The 16,418-nt window shown below is 43.8% G+C and carries 11 protein-coding genes; 6 read left to right on the top strand and 5 right to left on the bottom strand.

Annotation, left to right across the window (positions count from 1 at the left end):
* Position 1 precedes the first annotated feature (1 nt).
* The 5 genes from Xets_RS13540 (at position 2) to Xets_RS13525 (ending at position 4,367) form a co-directional block, all read left to right on the top strand.
* Positions 2 to 1,336 (top strand): MFS transporter, encoded by a 1,335-nt coding sequence (locus Xets_RS13540; protein WP_187651877.1) that lies wholly within the window; start codon positions 2 to 4, stop codon positions 1,334 to 1,336.
* Positions 1,337 to 1,520: 184 nt separating this feature from the next.
* The gene (locus Xets_RS13535; RefSeq protein WP_222941604.1) at positions 1,521 to 2,081 is read left to right on the top strand and encodes a GNAT family N-acetyltransferase; all 561 of its coding nucleotides are present in this window, start codon (positions 1,521 to 1,523) and stop codon (positions 2,079 to 2,081) included.
* Positions 2,082 to 2,163: 82 nt separating this feature from the next.
* Complete coding sequence (locus tag Xets_RS13530; protein ID WP_099130991.1) at positions 2,164 to 2,790, top strand: DUF6445 family protein; 627 nt, start codon at positions 2,164 to 2,166, stop codon at positions 2,788 to 2,790.
* Positions 2,791 to 3,860: 1,070 nt separating this feature from the next.
* Positions 3,861 to 4,031 (top strand): hypothetical protein, encoded by a 171-nt coding sequence (locus Xets_RS22600; RefSeq protein ID WP_167450541.1) that lies wholly within the window; start codon positions 3,861 to 3,863, stop codon positions 4,029 to 4,031.
* Between the two features lie 66 nt (positions 4,032 to 4,097).
* Positions 4,098 to 4,367 (top strand): helix-turn-helix transcriptional regulator, encoded by a 270-nt coding sequence (locus Xets_RS13525; RefSeq protein WP_187651876.1) that lies wholly within the window; start codon positions 4,098 to 4,100, stop codon positions 4,365 to 4,367.
* Positions 4,368 to 4,997: 630 nt separating this feature from the next.
* On the opposite strand, the gene Xets_RS13520 is transcribed toward Xets_RS13525, so the two are convergent.
* From Xets_RS13520 to Xets_RS13500, 4 genes are all read right to left on the bottom strand, one after another.
* Positions 4,998 to 6,026, bottom strand: a complete 1,029-nt coding sequence (locus Xets_RS13520; protein WP_187651875.1) for a site-specific integrase — start codon at positions 6,024 to 6,026, stop codon at positions 4,998 to 5,000.
* Positions 6,027 to 6,105: 79 nt separating this feature from the next.
* Entirely contained in the window at positions 6,106 to 7,119 is a 1,014-nt protein-coding gene (locus Xets_RS13515; protein WP_187651874.1) for a TraI domain-containing protein, read from the bottom strand.
* 212 nt (positions 7,120 to 7,331) lie between these two features.
* Positions 7,332 to 8,051, bottom strand: coding sequence for an antirestriction protein (locus Xets_RS24725; RefSeq protein WP_255430641.1), 720 nt, complete (start codon positions 8,049 to 8,051; stop codon positions 7,332 to 7,334).
* Positions 8,041 to 8,451, bottom strand: coding sequence for an antirestriction protein (locus Xets_RS13500; protein ID WP_370588243.1), 411 nt, complete (start codon positions 8,449 to 8,451; stop codon positions 8,041 to 8,043). The genes Xets_RS24725 and Xets_RS13500 overlap by 11 nt, the downstream gene beginning before the upstream one ends.
* An 832-nt stretch (positions 8,452 to 9,283) precedes the next feature.
* On the opposite strand from Xets_RS13500, the gene Xets_RS13495 reads away from it, so the two are divergent.
* Positions 9,284 to 10,183, top strand: coding sequence for an IS982 family transposase (locus tag Xets_RS13495; protein ID WP_187651872.1), 900 nt, complete (start codon positions 9,284 to 9,286; stop codon positions 10,181 to 10,183).
* Positions 10,184 to 10,292: 109 nt separating this feature from the next.
* Here Xets_RS13495 and Xets_RS28695 read toward each other — a convergent pair whose 3' ends face one another.
* The gene (locus tag Xets_RS28695) at positions 10,293 to 16,415 is read right to left on the bottom strand and encodes a non-ribosomal peptide synthetase (RefSeq protein ID WP_187651871.1); all 6,123 of its coding nucleotides are present in this window, start codon (positions 16,413 to 16,415) and stop codon (positions 10,293 to 10,295) included.
* Positions 16,416 to 16,418 lie beyond the last annotated feature (3 nt).

Raw genomic sequence — 16,418 nt, 5'->3', positions numbered from 1 at the left:
AATGAAAAATCAAAATTGGTTAAAAAACATAGGTTATCTAGATAGCATATCGCGTGCAATGCAATCAACATCAAATCAAATTAGTCATTTATTAGTCGGAAGCTTAGGTGGTATGTTTGGTACAGCGGTTTCATTACGTGTTTCTATTGCATTCTATTCATCTCTCTTCCTTGAAGTTCCTTCTGGATTACTGGCTGATAGATTAGGTCATTTTAAAACAGTTGCTTTAGGGAACTGGTTTAGTGCTATCGCCCTACTTATATTGTACTATTCACTCGCAACGGCAGATAATATCAATAATCAAATTACATTACTTATTATCAGTTCTTTTTTAAGTGCCATCGCGATGTCTTTGATTTCTGGTGCTTATCAAGCAATGTTACAGGATTTGATTGATTATCAAATCATTAAACATGGTGAAGAGAGCACTCTACGTACAAAAGCACTTCTACTTTCCCAACGATATGGTAAAGAAATTGTTTCTATCGTTCCTGTTCTTTTTTTATTGCTATTATTAGTGCTTTACCGGACTATAGGACATGCTGAAATTATATTATTTATTCCAACTATAATGTTTATTGGTTTAGGGATATGGCTATGGTGTTTTCCTCAGTTGAGTGGTATGCATGAAAATCTCGGAAAAAAGAACGATCACATCAGGCGTAAAAGTACATTACGTCACTTTATTTTATATATGCGTGAATTATCACATACCCAATTTTTGATTTTTTTGAAACTTTCTATAGTAATAATTCTTCTAAATTTCTCTATGATTCATGTTCATACCTATCTCATGATTTCTGAATTCAGAGAATACAATATAATTCAGGTTGAAATAGATTATCTAATTCCTTTATTTTTTTTTATTATATCATTTGATGTAGCTCATTATATTAAAGGTGTGATAGTTCCACGTGTAGCAGCAAAGTTCTCAGATAATACGATGATTATGATTTCTTTCGTCAGTTTGATGTTACTCTCAGGACTTTGTTATCTTCTTTATCTTTATTTCAACGGAATTTTAGCATTAACTTTGTATGTTTTGTTTTTTAGAACGACCGTGACTATTGGTCAAGACGTGGCGATCAGTAATTTTCTTTCTCGCTTACCTGAGGAAATCCGAGCCTTTTCTTTGAGTCTCATAACAGGTACTGTAATTATATTATATGGTGCTTATTCTGTCTATTTAACCTTTACTGGTATTGGTGCAGAGCCTGCACAATATATCTTGTTAGAAATAGCAGTGATTGCACTGATAGGAGGACTTTTGACGTTCTATATAAAAACCACCCCACAAATAGATACTGAAAATTCTGTTTTTAATTCAATGAATTAAATATAATTTTGACTATACTTAAACTAATTTATAGAGTATAACAATAGCATGTTACTTATCGCTCTCAATATTTAAGTATATATTTTTTCTTGAGGAACTATTTTATTATGACTATTTGTTTCACTAATTAATTTCACATAACCCTAGCAACCATTCTTAATTACGCAATTAATAGGAAAATATTATGCATAAAAGTAATTATATTACATCATTTAGTACAAAACAAATGGATGTTCACTACTTCAATGAGGAAATGGCTAATGCCTTTCAGAAGTATTTGGTGAATAATAAAGATAGATTAGCTCCATTTGAGCCATTAAGGACTTACGAATATTACGAATTAAATGAAGTAAAAAAGCGTATTCGAGCAACTGTGAATCTGCAAGAGAAAAATAAAGGAGTCTCACTTGTATTTACTCCCAAAAATTCATCAGATATAGTTGGGAATATCAATTTTACTAATTTCGTTTTTGGGGTTTTTCAAGCATGCCACCTTGGTTTCTCAATTGATACTAGTTTTGAGGGTAAAGGTGTGATGCGTGAAGTTTTAACAGAATCATTAAAACATATCAGAAATAAATATCAACTACATCGCGTAATGGCTAATCACCTTCCAACTAATGATAGATGTGCTCATTTATTACAACGAATTGGGTTTATTAAAGAAGGTTATGCCAAATCATATCTTAAGATAAATGGAGTATGGCAAGATCATGTATTGAATTCTTTTGTATTTGAAGATTAATTATAATTATTTTTTCAATGTAAAAATCACACATGTTAGTTTTCCCAAAGCAATTAGTGTTTCTTAATTTTGGAGTGATAAAATGTTAAAATCACAAAGTATTATTGTAATCGATGATTTTTATCATAATCCCATTGAAATCAGAAAGCATGCACTTTCACTTGATTATAAACAAAAAAATGGAGCTACGTATCCAGGAATGGAGGCTACATCTGAACGAAATTGGGAAATAGTTAGAAATACTCTCATGTCATACATAAATGAAGATGTCAGTGCCCCCTGTCCTAAATCGGATGGATTTGCACAGGGAAAATTTCGCATTGCTGTTGCAAATGATAATAAAAAACGTCTAGATAATGTCCATGTAGATCAACAGAAATATTCAGGAATTATATATCTAACACCTAACGTTCTTTGCCAAGGAGGGGTTGCTTTTTATAAACATAAAAAAACAGGAGAGGTTTTTTTTAATAAAACTGTAATTCAAAGTAAAGGATTCCCTACCGTTGGCGATGATTTTCATAAGAGAGTTCTTTCATACTTTAAGGATGATAATAATTGGGATAAAATTGGTGAAATTCCAATGCGATTTAATCGTGCTGTAATTATTATGGCCAGAGTGTTTCATGGATCCACTGGAATTTTTGGTGACTCTATGGAAACTGGTAGATTAACTCAACATTTCGAATTTTATACCTATGATAAATAAATATTAGTGTGATTGAATTTTTGCATTATGAAAATATAATCAAATCATCGATGCTAATTTAATAAAAATGGTGTGTAGTGGAATGATAATCTTATAAAGACCAAAAGTATGTTGAGATTATTAACAAAGGCTAAGTCATTTCCATCAAAAAATAATGGTGCTTTTTCCACTCCCCATCATTGAAAAAAATTTGACCCCGCTCAATTCAACCGATACAGTATAACCTATTTATTAATGATTCATCGTCTGCAAGGATCATCCATTTGGTGGCGAAAAACTCCTGTAGCCTGAAAGGGAGAGCATAATTGCGGTACATCTGCACACTTTTGGAAGTAGATATCGCCGGACACCTAACCTATCGTCTAGCGGTGAAAGTTTCCCGGTCTCGTTATGCACCGGCTTTTCATTCATGCAGAGCAATAGCTCCTGCCATATTCACAATCTCAATTTATTCTGTACGATTTTTACCTATACGCTGATTAAATGCTCGATAAACGTCCTGAAAACTACGCGGCGTCACTTGCGTTAAAGCGTAGCGATTACCAAGTGACGCGGCCAAGCGTCAACGTCCAGAACACGTCCGGTCTGGCTTTACGACCGATTTGAACCTCGTATTACTCAGTGAAACCACTTTTCATTGGCATTTTTCTGCCTTAATTCACTTATTTCGTTTGTTTTTCACTCACCGCCTTGTAATAGGCCGATGCAGTAAAGAAAGGAGATATCACACGTCACGAATAATGAGGCGTTCATCCTGATTGAATCAGGCACTGAACGGGGAGTACTCCACCGCCGTGCAGAGCACGTAGCGAACTCCTGCAATAACTCACCGAAATCCTCGCCCTGTATACACATTATCTGACGCACCACGGAACGGTGAACCTAACCGACACGCAGGGAAAATGTTTCTAAATGAGTAAAATTAGTCTGAAAAACAAAGGGGAAATACGGACAGCGAAACGATTACGAACGAGAATAAACAACAAAGATTGATTTAGCCGTCCGTATTCTCCCCTGAGTTTGTGCGCTCATGAGGGGAGTTATAGCCGTTAAACTTAGCCGTTCAGTTATTGAGTAAGCTAAAGCAATCAGTTAAAGTATTCCCGCCATTGGCACAATCCAATGGTCAAGGTTTAGCAGCCTTGTGCGCTTATACACTGGTAAGAATCTTTACCAGTGTGCCTGCATACGCCTTTTCTATGGCGGTTCAGGCAGGGGAGACTCACGTCTCGCCGGAGTAAGCGCCGGTCTGCTAACCCTGTCTGAATCGCCACCATCAATATTAATTAATGGAAGGGGTAGCAGGAATGAATAACAACAATGTTCAAAATGACTGGCATCAGGCCGATATCATCGCAGCATTACGTAAACGCGGTACAACCTTAGCGGCGCTCTCCCGTGAGACGGGACTCAGTTCATCAACATTAGCAAACGCACTCAGCAGACAGTGGCCTAAAGGCGAATGGATAATCGCAGATTATCTTGGCATCCATCCCTCAGAAATCTGGCCAAGTCGTTATTTCGATAGTTATGGTCGATTAGTTGAGCGTAAGGCTCGCAGTAAACCACAGGAATAACCCGCTTCAATTTGTGATCGATGTCGTAAAAATGAGAATTTTTTATATCAAGCCCTGAGCGTAAAATGGCAGCCCAATTTGACCATTTTTAACCCTCACGGCTTTTTTGCTTTAAGATGATCAAAAAGCACACAATTAGTGATATAAATAATAAAAATCAGTCAGATATGAAAGAAAAAGCAAGCAAAAAAATCTAGGGCATTAAAAGGGGCATAAAAGGAAGGCAAGGTTATAGGCTTTTATTATTCAACAAGTTATAATGTTTTTCGATTCCGCCTCCGGCACCAAGTTTCCATGCGGGTTTGTCCTAGGTTGTTAAATTTCCTGACAAAAGCGCGAAAAAGAATCAATCGTTAATTAAATGTTGAATCCTAGTCAGTTCAATTTGTACTGTTTAGTTGAAAAGAACATTTAAGACAAGATTACAGGGTGGCTGTTTTAACAGTTACCCTTTTCTCGTTTAAGGTAATGATTTCAGTAATTGATTCTGATGTCAAGTAAGGGAAAAACTTTACGGGATGCCGGATCGATATTAGCCATTTTTCATACCATCCCTATTGATGCAGGGCAGTTCACTCACACCTCCACCTCAATCCTGTCTGAGACCTGCCCTGTCTTTTTTACGCCGTTTTATTCATTCTCATCGGCATGCTCATCAACAAAATCAGTATACAACCCCAGTTCCCGCTCCAGCGCTTTGCCCGTCACTTCCATATCAAGATCAATGTATTCCATCGTAGTCGCCACATTACGGTGCCCCAATAATCGTTTCACCAGCGGCAGATTACGATCCGGTGATTTCATCAGGGTCGTCGCCAACGTATGACGGAAACGGTGAGGCGAGACCGCAAAATCACACTCTTTGGACAGCCGGCGAAAGAAAGAACGGAGCTGTTGTTTTTCCCGGTTGATATCGTATTGATAACGGGAAAGCCGGCTTGGGTGCGGGACACCCAACCGGCTGAGATCGAAAATCGGATCGTGGGCTTTCGCACCGGCAGCAACTGCCCTTTCCACTAATTTTGTCAGCCGGAGTTTAAGCGGCGGAATGATCGGTATTTCCCATTCACTGTGGTTTTTACTGCCTTCCAGCCCCAGTTCAATATAATTATTGTCCAGATTGATATCCCGCAGCCGCAGGTGCAGTAACTGGTTCTGACGCATTCCTGTAAAGCGCAATGTCGCCAGCACTGTTGACCAATACCAGGTCGGATACAGGGCACAACGCCCTCCCCGTGGGGGCATCTCGATGCTTTCTTCCTCAGCAAACTTGCCCATCAACAGATTAATGCGGTTTATCTGCGATTGGCTCAAAATCTTCTTCTTTTTCTTCTCTTTTTTAGCCACGGCGTTGTTAAACGGATTTTCGGTGTGAGGCAGCAGTTTTCGCTCTATGCCGAAATTAAAAATCGCCCGCAGATGAGCCACCTTATTATTCCAGGTATGACTCGACTGCTTTTTTTCTACCAGAAGGTGACGCCGCCACCGCAGCACATCCCGGTGAATAACCTGTGCCGGTGAGGTGGCTTCTCCCATAAACCGGATAAAACCCCGTGTGACCTTGCGATAACTCCATTCGGTATCCGGTCGCAGGATATGTGAAAAAAAGTACTCTTCTAATAGCTCTTCCCAACTGAGCGTTTCTGCTGTATTCAACATGTTATTTTTTCCTCGGTTCATCCTGCCGTTTCCTGTCCAAAAACAATTCACGGCAATAAAATACACATAACCCTTTAAATTATTTACTTTTAAATGATGAATGTGGGTGACTGTCAGTGGCAATACTTTCTTTCTCCCGTCCCGGCTGTTTGGTCAGTTTCGGACCGTGATGATGATTTTTTCCCTGATTTTGTGGTGAAGATTCATCCGGTGACTGAAATAATGACAATAATGTCAGCGTATCGTCAGAGGGAGCGGTGGGCGGTGGGGTTATGTCACTGGCGGGAGTCCGCACTGTCGTTTCCGGCACAGGGTTGTCTTCAGTAGAGAACACGGTCTCCGTCACCGGTTTCACCTGCAAAGGGGAATGGAGCTGTCCGGCCGCATCCTGAAGCAAGGTATCTATCAGCGGAACGCTGGAGGGGCGGCCATTGAGGTGCAACATCAGACAGTGCCAGACTTCCGGTACAGTCACCAGCCACATCATGGCTTTTTCCGGTAACAGACAGGCGGCCAGCAACACTTCCTGCGGAGCCGACGGTATGTTCTCCGGGGCGCGAAAACGGAAACGAAACGGTTTGTCGGGAATACCGATGCCCGGTTGCCAGACCTGCCCGTCTTCCAGCTCCCCTTCGAGCTGCCGCAACAAAGGCAGGTGGTAAAACAACGCCGCCCAGAACACCACCGCCTGCCATAAGACACCCTGTGCGGCCTGCGTTTCCGGTGCCACACCCGGCGGCAACAAATGTCCCTTCGCTAACCGCACGGCACAAGTGGTAAATTGCAGTGTCAGGTCAGCAAATCCGCCACTGACTGACCATTTTCCTTCTGGAGAGGCAGGTATCTGCTGAACACTGCCCAATAATTGTTTAATCGGGGCGAGATAAAAACGCTGATACAACCCTTCAGGCAGCGTACTGTTTTGCCATAATTGTTGCAGGCACTGACGGCGCAAGGGCGTTGCCAGCAACGCATCCACTGATTGTGGCCGGAAATAGTCCCCGTTATCACAAGCCTCGCTCGTTTTTTGCCCTGATGATTTTTTCTGTGACGTTGGCGAGCGGGTAAAATGCGATTTAAAACGTGTAAACATCACTTTTCTCCTTTTCAAATTTGGCCCCAGTGTCGGTGGATCCCAATCGGAAACAAGGCGAAACTCTTTTTACGGAAATGAAAATTAAACTGACTCGCTTCATCCATTAACCGACTTACTGAATCCGCTTAATTTTCATCATAAATCAGTTCATTAACGTCATTTAAATATAAAAAAAGCGCCCCGAAAGGCGCATATGAAAGAAAGAAAAATCAGGTTTCAGGCCGCGTGTTCATAGTCCTGCAAACGCTGCGACCAGACCAGTTGCCCAGATAATGGGCCGGTGTGTAGCGGGTTCGTTGGCTGCCGGGATCATTCAGCACATCACCGATCGTGACCGCCGCCGGAATACCGGTCAGGGAAAGTTGGATATACGCCATCACCGCTGCCAGCGGATCAATATCAATCGCAGACACCCACATACTGGACAACGGATCATGTCCCTGCTCTCTTAATACCTCTGCGGCTGCCAGCATCATACAGGCCGCACCACAGCAAGGTTCGTGGAAGGTGATGTCCTCTTTGGGCTTTAACGCCAGTACGGCACGTATCAGCCCGGTTTCCGGGTGGTGCAGCGCGTATTCGTGCAGTTCGCAGAACCGGAACGCATCGGCATTCGGTTCATCTAACTCAGCAATACGGGCAAACACAATCGCGGTGACGGCCAGACCAAACGCATCCGCAGATAACGTGGCAGTTAATTTCGTCTCCGGCAGATAAACCGAATAGGTTTTTGCCGCGGTGGGGATCATATACGTCAGGGAATCAGACACGTTCCGGCTGCGCCACTGCTCAGGACGATATTCACCACACAACTGTGAGGCGGTATTCGCCAGCAGGAATCCCAGAAACAACCGTTCCAGTGGAGTTTTGTCGGGAAACACGACCGACAGGGCCAGGCTGTCCAGCAGCATCAGTTCATTATCCGGCATCACGTTCTCCCTTTAAACCCAGAGCCGCCCGGATACACTGAGCCTGAGGATGCTGCCGCGCATATTCACGCAGGGCGCAAAACCGCTCAGCATATCCGTCCAGCTTCATCAGGTCAGTCAGATAACTCAATACGCTCAGTGTCACCATCAGTCCAAAGGCATCGGCGGAGACTTCACCTTTAAAGTCCGTCGTACTCACATTGACCCCAGAGGAATCCGGCCGCATGGGCACGATATAGGCGACGCGGTCTGACACCTTCCGATACTGCCATCGGTCACACCGGTCATCGTCACACAGACCGGCAGCAGCTTTAATGAACGTGTGCTCCAGCAACATCAGTTCCAGTGAACCGGTGTGAGGAAAAATTTCAGCAAAAGGGGATAATTCAGCCGGGGGCACAGTGTGCACCGTGGCCGGGGGAGTATTTTGTTGCATGGTATTCTCCTGATAAAAACAACGGAGAACACCTGACCCAATGGGAAATGTGTTCCCCGTTGGGTGACTGGCCGGTTGGCCATCATGGATAAGATTAAGCGACCTTCATCGTCATCAGACTGACGATATCTGCTTCCAAAGGGGCGCAGATGTACCACACCGTAGTGTACTCCCTTGCAGGCTACAGGAGTGTTGCTGTCGCTGCCCGAAGGTGATCCTCACAAGCGACCGGATCATGGATAAGTCTGACTACGCTAATAAACAGAAATCATCAGGTCAATGGGTAATTCATTTTCCGGGAAAAAAAATAATGTCAGGAGCACGACGGAATTTTTGGGCGTCAGAGAGAGCCTGTCAATACGCGGTGACCCATTCAGGCCGTTTGGTCTAACACGTTTATGCCCCAAAACGTGTTAGTGATCATGAGAAACAGAGTCGCGTTCAACGCTCTTTGCGATACATGCTCTAATGGATAGGCAAAGTACAAGAATTCCCTATTTATAATTCACAGGTAAAACTGGCGCAATAAATATAGCGAAATCAAAATTGGTATTAACAAGACAGAAAATGAACATTTATTCTACAGGTTTTTTTGTAATACAATGAATAATAATGTCTTTTAAACAGCTAGTGTTGTATATTAGATTTTAATGTTCGCTTTGCACACATAGTCTGCTTCACTAAATTACAATGAAGGTTAACGCGATGCTCGACTTTTATGGTGAGTTGAAATGACATAGCCGCTCCTTTATAACTTTAAGTCGTCAAAAATAGAGAAATAAAGGAACAAAAGGCTATGTCACAGCAAGATTTTATCATTTGGGTGTTTTGTTGGGTAGATGACAATTTAACGCAGTTACAGCAAGGTAGGCGATTCAGAAGCCGGGGATATCCGCCTAAACTGAGCGATGCAGAAGCCATCACGATGGAAGTGGTGGGTGAATTTTTAGGATTTTCAACAGATAAAGGCATTTGGACGTACTTTAATGGCCACTGGCGTGAATGGTTTCCGGGGCTAGGTTCACGCGCCAATTTTGCTAAACAGGCCTCGAATCTTTGGGTTGTAAAACAAAAACTGCAAGAGAAGCTGGCGATGTTATTGGGTGCGCTCGACAGGCCGGTACATATTATCGACGGATTTCCGCTGCCCGTCTGTGGATTCAAAAGAGCAAAAGGCTGTGCCAACTTCAAAGGACAAGCCGATTATGGGTACTGCGCCGCTAAAAACGAAACTGACTACGGCTTCAAAGGACATCTCATGATAGACGAAATCGGCGTGGTAACCGGGTTTACACTGACGCCTGCCAATGTCAGTGAGCGTGAAGCAACCTGGGATGTGATCGGCTCGATAAAAGGCTGTTTGCTGGGTGATAAAGGATATTTAGGCGTTGAATTTAAACAGGAAATGAAGGCAGAGGGTATTGAAATGATTACCCCTGTGCGGGCCAATATGGATGATCCCATCCCCAGAAAAACGAGAAGGGTCATTAACGCCAAACGCCGTTTAATTGAAACGGTGATTGGTCAACTCGCGGGACAATTTGCTATCGAGAAGTGCTGGGCACGGGATTTGTGGCATTTGAGTAATCGAATTGCCAGAAAACTGCTTGCTCACACGTTGGGTATTTTTGCCAATTTTAAACTAGGTAAAAATCAACGCGACTGGCTTCAACAAGCCAACGTTATAAGATGTTAAAGTTGAGCATCGCGTGAAGGTTACATAATCAAGGCAAACGGATCTAATTTATACAGATGAAATCCCACCTTACTTTATCGAATAAAAATAAGGTGGGATCACCGGATTCTTACCTTGCTAACGCCATATTGAGCGCCTGAGATAAAACAGTTCTATTTTCTTTCTCCTCAAATAAACTGGAATGATTACCAGGTATAGCAATCAATCGCATTAAAGAAGCTGGCATTACTTCACTCCATCCCAATGAACAGTCCATAATTAAAGACGTCTGTTCGGAATCTGTAGAAACTGACATAGATGAAGGTATAAAAGCAGAAGTATCCATCGCATAGAACTGATGTAACGTCACTGTTAATGCAGTTGGTACATAATCTTTAACTATTTGCGCATAATTTTCTCTCTGCTCCATCTGTTTTGCAGCTACATCTGAACGCAAATTTGAGGGATATAAACCTAATTTCTGTGCGAACTCAATTAATTGTACCCAAGTTAATTCATCTACTTGTGGATACAATGCCGCTATCGTTTCAGTGTGTTTGTTGCCTGGTTGCCTTTCCAATTCTGCTAGGAATTGATATTTTTGAGTTCCCTGTTCTCTGAAACAGTGAGGAGCATATGTATCAATCAGTCCGAGGAAATTGACGTTATCACCACTATTCAACAGTTGCTGAGCAATAGCATAAGCCAATATCCCACCAGAAGAGTAACCACATATCCTGTATGGACCTTCAGGCTGAACGGCTTTCATAAAGGTGATCACTCTGGTGGCCAGCATTTCCATTGTCGATATCAGTTCCTCATTCATAGCAGGCCAGGGTAAGGCATAAATCGGACAACCTGACTGGATATGTTCAGTCACCCCGAAAGCATAGGAATAATCACCTATCCCAGTAGGAACAAAGAATAAAGGTGGCAGTATTCCACCAGAACGTACAGTAACGGCCCTGTTTTGTGGCTGAGACAACCCGTCTGATATAATTTTTGCAGCCAGTTCTGCCAGCCCTGGGAATTGGAACAGCGCATTCAATGTACAACACAGACCCCGTTTTGTTGCAAGGTTTATCATTCTCATAGCAAGTAACGAATGACCACCCAATACGAAGAAATTATCATACCGTCCCACCTGCTCAACGTTCAGCAACTCCTGCCAAATTGCTGCAAGAGTAATTTCCGTCTCTCCTTGTGGTGCTTCATACACCTGACGAGCAAATTCCTCTTCGCCCGGTATCGGCAACGAGCGGCGATCCAGCTTGCCATTTGGTGTTAACGGCAGTGTTTCCAAATGGACAAAGGCTGCCGGCACCATATAGTCAGGTAAAAGAGCACTCACGTAATCGCGCAGATGATTAACCAACTCGTCATCGGAGTCTGCTACGACATAGGCAACCAGACGCTGCTTCAGCCCTTCTCCCAATACCAGTACCACGGCGTCATTCACTGCCGAATGCTTTGTCAGTATGGTTTCAATTTCTCCAGGCTCTACCCGGAAGCCTCGGATTTTGATCTGATAGTCATTGCGTCCCAAGAATTCTAGATTACCATCCGGCAAATAACGCGCCAAATCTCCGGTCCGATACATCCGTGCATCAGGTTTATTACTAAATGGATCTGGCAGAAAACGTTCAGACGTCAGTTCTGGTTGGTTCAGATACCCACGTGCTACACCCGCTCCACCAATATATATTTCTCCAATGCAACCTAATGGCACGGATTGCCCATATTTATTCAGCAAATAAATACAAGTATTACTTATCGGCTGACCAATTGAACGAGTATCCTCTGGCGAGAATATCTCCTGACAAGTCGCAATCACGGTATTTTCAGTAGGACCATAAGTATTTAATAACTGTAGGTAATGGGTTTCCTGTGCAAACCAATCCTGAATAGACCGTTTTTTCACCGCCTCGCCACCAATAATGATTAATCGAAGGCAATCCGGTAATTGCAATGTATTATTTCTGGCTGCCAGTTCAGACCAAAACAGGGTCGGTAATGACATGGTCGTGATACGGTACTGCCGGACTAAAGAAATAAATTCTTGTACGGAAGATAACCAGCTATCATTACGTATCACCAACGTAGCTCCATTACATAACGATGCGAAAATTTCTTCGATTGATGCATCAAACGCAAATGATGAAAATTGCAGCATCCGGTCTTGCTCTGTGACAGCGTAGATCTCATTAAGACCGAGAATACGTTGATAAACAGCCTGATGTTCCACCATTACCCCTTTCGGGATGCCAGTCGAACCCGAAGTATAAATCACATACGCCAAGTGCTGTGGTGTCAGTGTTGCTACCAATGGATTATCTATCTGTTGCTGGTCGAAAATCGTATTCGGATCAAGTACCACCAAATTAGCAAACTGTTTCCCGCCCAATGCTACTTGCCCTATCCTGTCCGCTAATAATACTAACGGGGCTGTATTAGCCAAAATATGCACCAAACGTTCACTTGAATAAACGGGATCTAGAGGTACATAGGCACCTCCCGCTTTTAGCACCGCCAGCAATCCCACCACCATGGCTGGTGAACGTGTAACACAAATTGCCACCCTCTGATCTGGCTTTATACCCAATGCAATCAGCCGATGAGCTAACTGATTGGCTCGGATATTTAATTCGGTATAACTGAAAATTTGTTCTTCATATACTAACGCCGTAGCATCCGGGGTTTTTTCCACCTGTTGTTCAAATAACTGATGAATACATGACGTATTAGGATAGGTTATCTTCGTAACACCCCAGGTTTCCAACAACACATTTCGTTCCGCTTGTGGCAAAATTTCCAATGTGCATATCGGGGTTTTGGGCGCTTGTTCAAGGGCTTCCACTAAACTTTCCAGTGCTTGTTGCATATAACTGCATATCCGTTTCGGATCAAGCGGCTGTACTATCTGGGCCGTTAGGCCCAAACCATCCCCCAGATCCTCTACTGATAACGTTAATGGATAGTTAGTACGCTCCTGTGCATCAATAAATTCAACATCAGCCATAATTTCATCGAAAGTGGTTGACGACACATTATGTCGGTAGTTTAGCAATGCACTAAAGAGAGGAACGTCACCCTGTAAACTACTGCAACGCTGAGCCATCGCCAATGACGCATGTTCATGCTCTAACAAGCCAGCTAGTCGGCTATGCGCTATCTGTACGCTCTCCCATACGGAGGTCTCATCTATATCCAACCGTAATGGCAAAGTATTGATAAACATCCCCATACCACTATCAGTCCCTTTTCCTCCCGCCATACGTCCAAATAGCACTGTACCAAATACCACCTTTTCCTGCCCACTGGTATGTGATAACACCTGTGCCCAAGCCACGTGACATAAAGCCGTTAAACTGATGTTCAGGCGTCTGGCCTGATTACGAAGGCTGTCATTCAGAGTAAACGTCAGCATCTGGTGATATTCTGTCATTTGTAAATCACTGCCATACACTTCCGTTAGTCCAAACGGTAACGTTGGCTCTTCGACTTCAAGCAGCATATCGGTAAAGAAATGAATATGTTCTTCTTGACTGGCTTCCATCCGTGCCTGAGCAATCAAATTCCGGAAGGGAACCGGCTCAGGCAGGTGATTCTCTCCACCAGACAAATATGCCCGAACTTCCCGATTCATCACATCCAGTGTAGTATGGTCACCGATCAAGTGATGCTGATGCCTCAACAAGAGCCAACGCCCATCGTTTTTTTCCTGTGCAACCACAAAGCGCAACAACGGTGCCTGCCTCAGATCAAGGCGATAGTGACGTGGATCAAAGCGTTGAGCCAGTTGCTCACTCACCGGGCCATCAGCCGGATCTAATGTCAGTTCAGTGACGGATAAAGAAGCCTGACGCCAGACTACCTGAACCGGAACCGATAACCCTTCCCAGATAAAAGTGGTACGCAGGATATCGTGCCTATCAACGACCTGTTGAACTGCTGTCAAATAACGGTCTAATAAGGCTCTATCAGCGAAAGCTTGTTGAGTGATCAACAGGTAGGTATCACCTTTATTTTCCAATAAGTGGTGGAACAAGATACCATCCTGTAGCGGAGACAAAGCATAGATATCCTGAATATTAGCAAGCCCACCCGGTACTTGCTCAATAATAGAGTCAATGTCAGATTGAGTCAGTTCAACCAGGGGTAACATCTCTGGTATGAGCGTCGTGGTTAGCGAAGTAATGATATTAGGCGGCACCTCCACAACCTGATGCTGATCTAATGACTGAGCCAGCTCAAACAACACCGGAGACTGAAACAGGTCACGCACAGTCAATGTTAAGTCTTGGTGACACAAGCGTTCTATCATCCGTACAGCCAGCAATGAATGACCTCCTAATGCAAAGAAATTATCATATCGACTTACCTGTTCAACACCCAATAACTCCCGCCAGATAGCCGCTAAAGTCGTTTCCAGTTTTCCTCTTGGGGCTTCGTAAATCTGGTGAACAAAGGCTTCATTGTTTATAGCAGGTAATGCCTGCCGATCCAATTTTCCGTTTGGCGTCAATGGAAATGCATCCAGTCGTATAAACGCTGTTGGCACCATATAATCTGGCAAAAGGGTACTCAAGTAGGCATACAAACTATTAGACAATCCCTCATTAGCGTGCGCTACCACATAAGCCACCAGACGTCTGTCCTGCCCGTCATCTAAGGTTAATACCAGCGCTTCACGTACCAGAGGGTGCTCTTCCAATCGGGTTTCAATTTCACCCGGTTCAATGCGAAAACCCCGGATTTTCACCTGCTGGTCATTGCGGCCGACAAATACCAGGTTGCCGTCCGGCAGATAACGGGCCAAATCACCGGTACGGTACATACAAGCCCCCGGTTGATGGCTAAATGGATCTACCAGAAAACGTTCTGCCGTCAGATCTGGACGGTTCAGATAACCCCGAGCTACACCCGTGCCACCAATATACAGTTCACCGATTGCTCCCAATGGCACTGGCTGACCATAATTGTCCAGCAGGTAAACACGTGTGTTCGCAAGGGGCCGACCAATGATATTGGCCTGTTCTGTGTTTTCATTCAGGCACGAAATCGTCGTGGTAATTGTCGTTTCTGTCGGTCCATAGCAATTCGCCAAAACAGGCCGTTTTCGGTGAACAGATAACCAGTGTTTTAATTCATGATACGGTACCGTTTCCCCACCAATACACATGACTCGTAAGCCCTGATAGATAGCGGCTTCATTAGCCTCGGCCATTACCCGCCAAAATTGAGCCGGAATTGACACATAACTAATTTGATAAAGTTCACACAGACGCCAGAATTCCTGCGCACTGGATGTCCATTGATTTGTCCGCAATACGAGTTTTGCACCATGAGTTATTGCGCAAAATATTTCTGACGCGCAGACATCAAAAGAAGGATTGCAGAACTGCAATACCCGATCAGACGTGTTAAAGGACCATTTTTGATTCAGTGCAGTAATTTGATGCACCAATTGCTGATGTTCTACCATCACGCCTTTTGGCGTACCGGTAGAACCAGAGGTATAAATCACATACGCCAGATGCTGTGGAGTCAGGGCCAGTACCTGTGGATTGAGTATCTGTAGATTGTTCGCCGGCTGGTCTGGTAACACATTGGGATCGAGTACCGTTAAATCAGCAATGGCTTTTTCACCCAAAGCAAGACGTCCGGCCTTATCCGCTAAGACGATAGCAGGCTCTGAATTCGTCAGAATATAAGCCAGACGTTCACCCGGATAATCAGTATCCAGAGGCACATAGGCTCCGCCCGCTTTCAACACAGCCAACAGTCCTGCCACCATAGCCGGTGAGCGTGTTACACAAACCGCAACCCGCTGATCAGGGGTTATACCCAGCGTGATTAATTGATGTGCCAGCCGATTAGCCCAGAGATTCAATTCCGCATAACTGAATTTTTGTTCTCCATACACGAGCGCCGTTGCATGCGGGGTTTTCGCTGCCTGTTGTTCAAACAACTGATGAATATGTAAGGTATCAGGAAACGTAGTCTCAGTTGTATTCCACGTTTCCAGTAATAACTTACGTTCCACCGCCGACAGCAGATCGATTTCTCCGACCCATTGTTGATGGTCAATTACCATGGCTTGCAGTACTGTATGTAAGTACCCGATATGCCGCTCGATGGTTGGCTGGTCAAAAAGTGCAGTAGCGTAATGCAGTGCTCCAACTATCTGCTCATTCTCCTCAAACAGGCTCAGTTCGAGATCAAATTTCGCTATATCAAAAACCTGATCCATTGG

The sequence above is a fragment of the Xenorhabdus sp. TS4 genome (assembly GCF_014467265.1).
GTDB classification, from domain to species: domain Bacteria; phylum Pseudomonadota; class Gammaproteobacteria; order Enterobacterales; family Enterobacteriaceae; genus Xenorhabdus; species Xenorhabdus ehlersii.
This window is presented reverse-complemented; position numbering and strand designations above follow the sequence as displayed.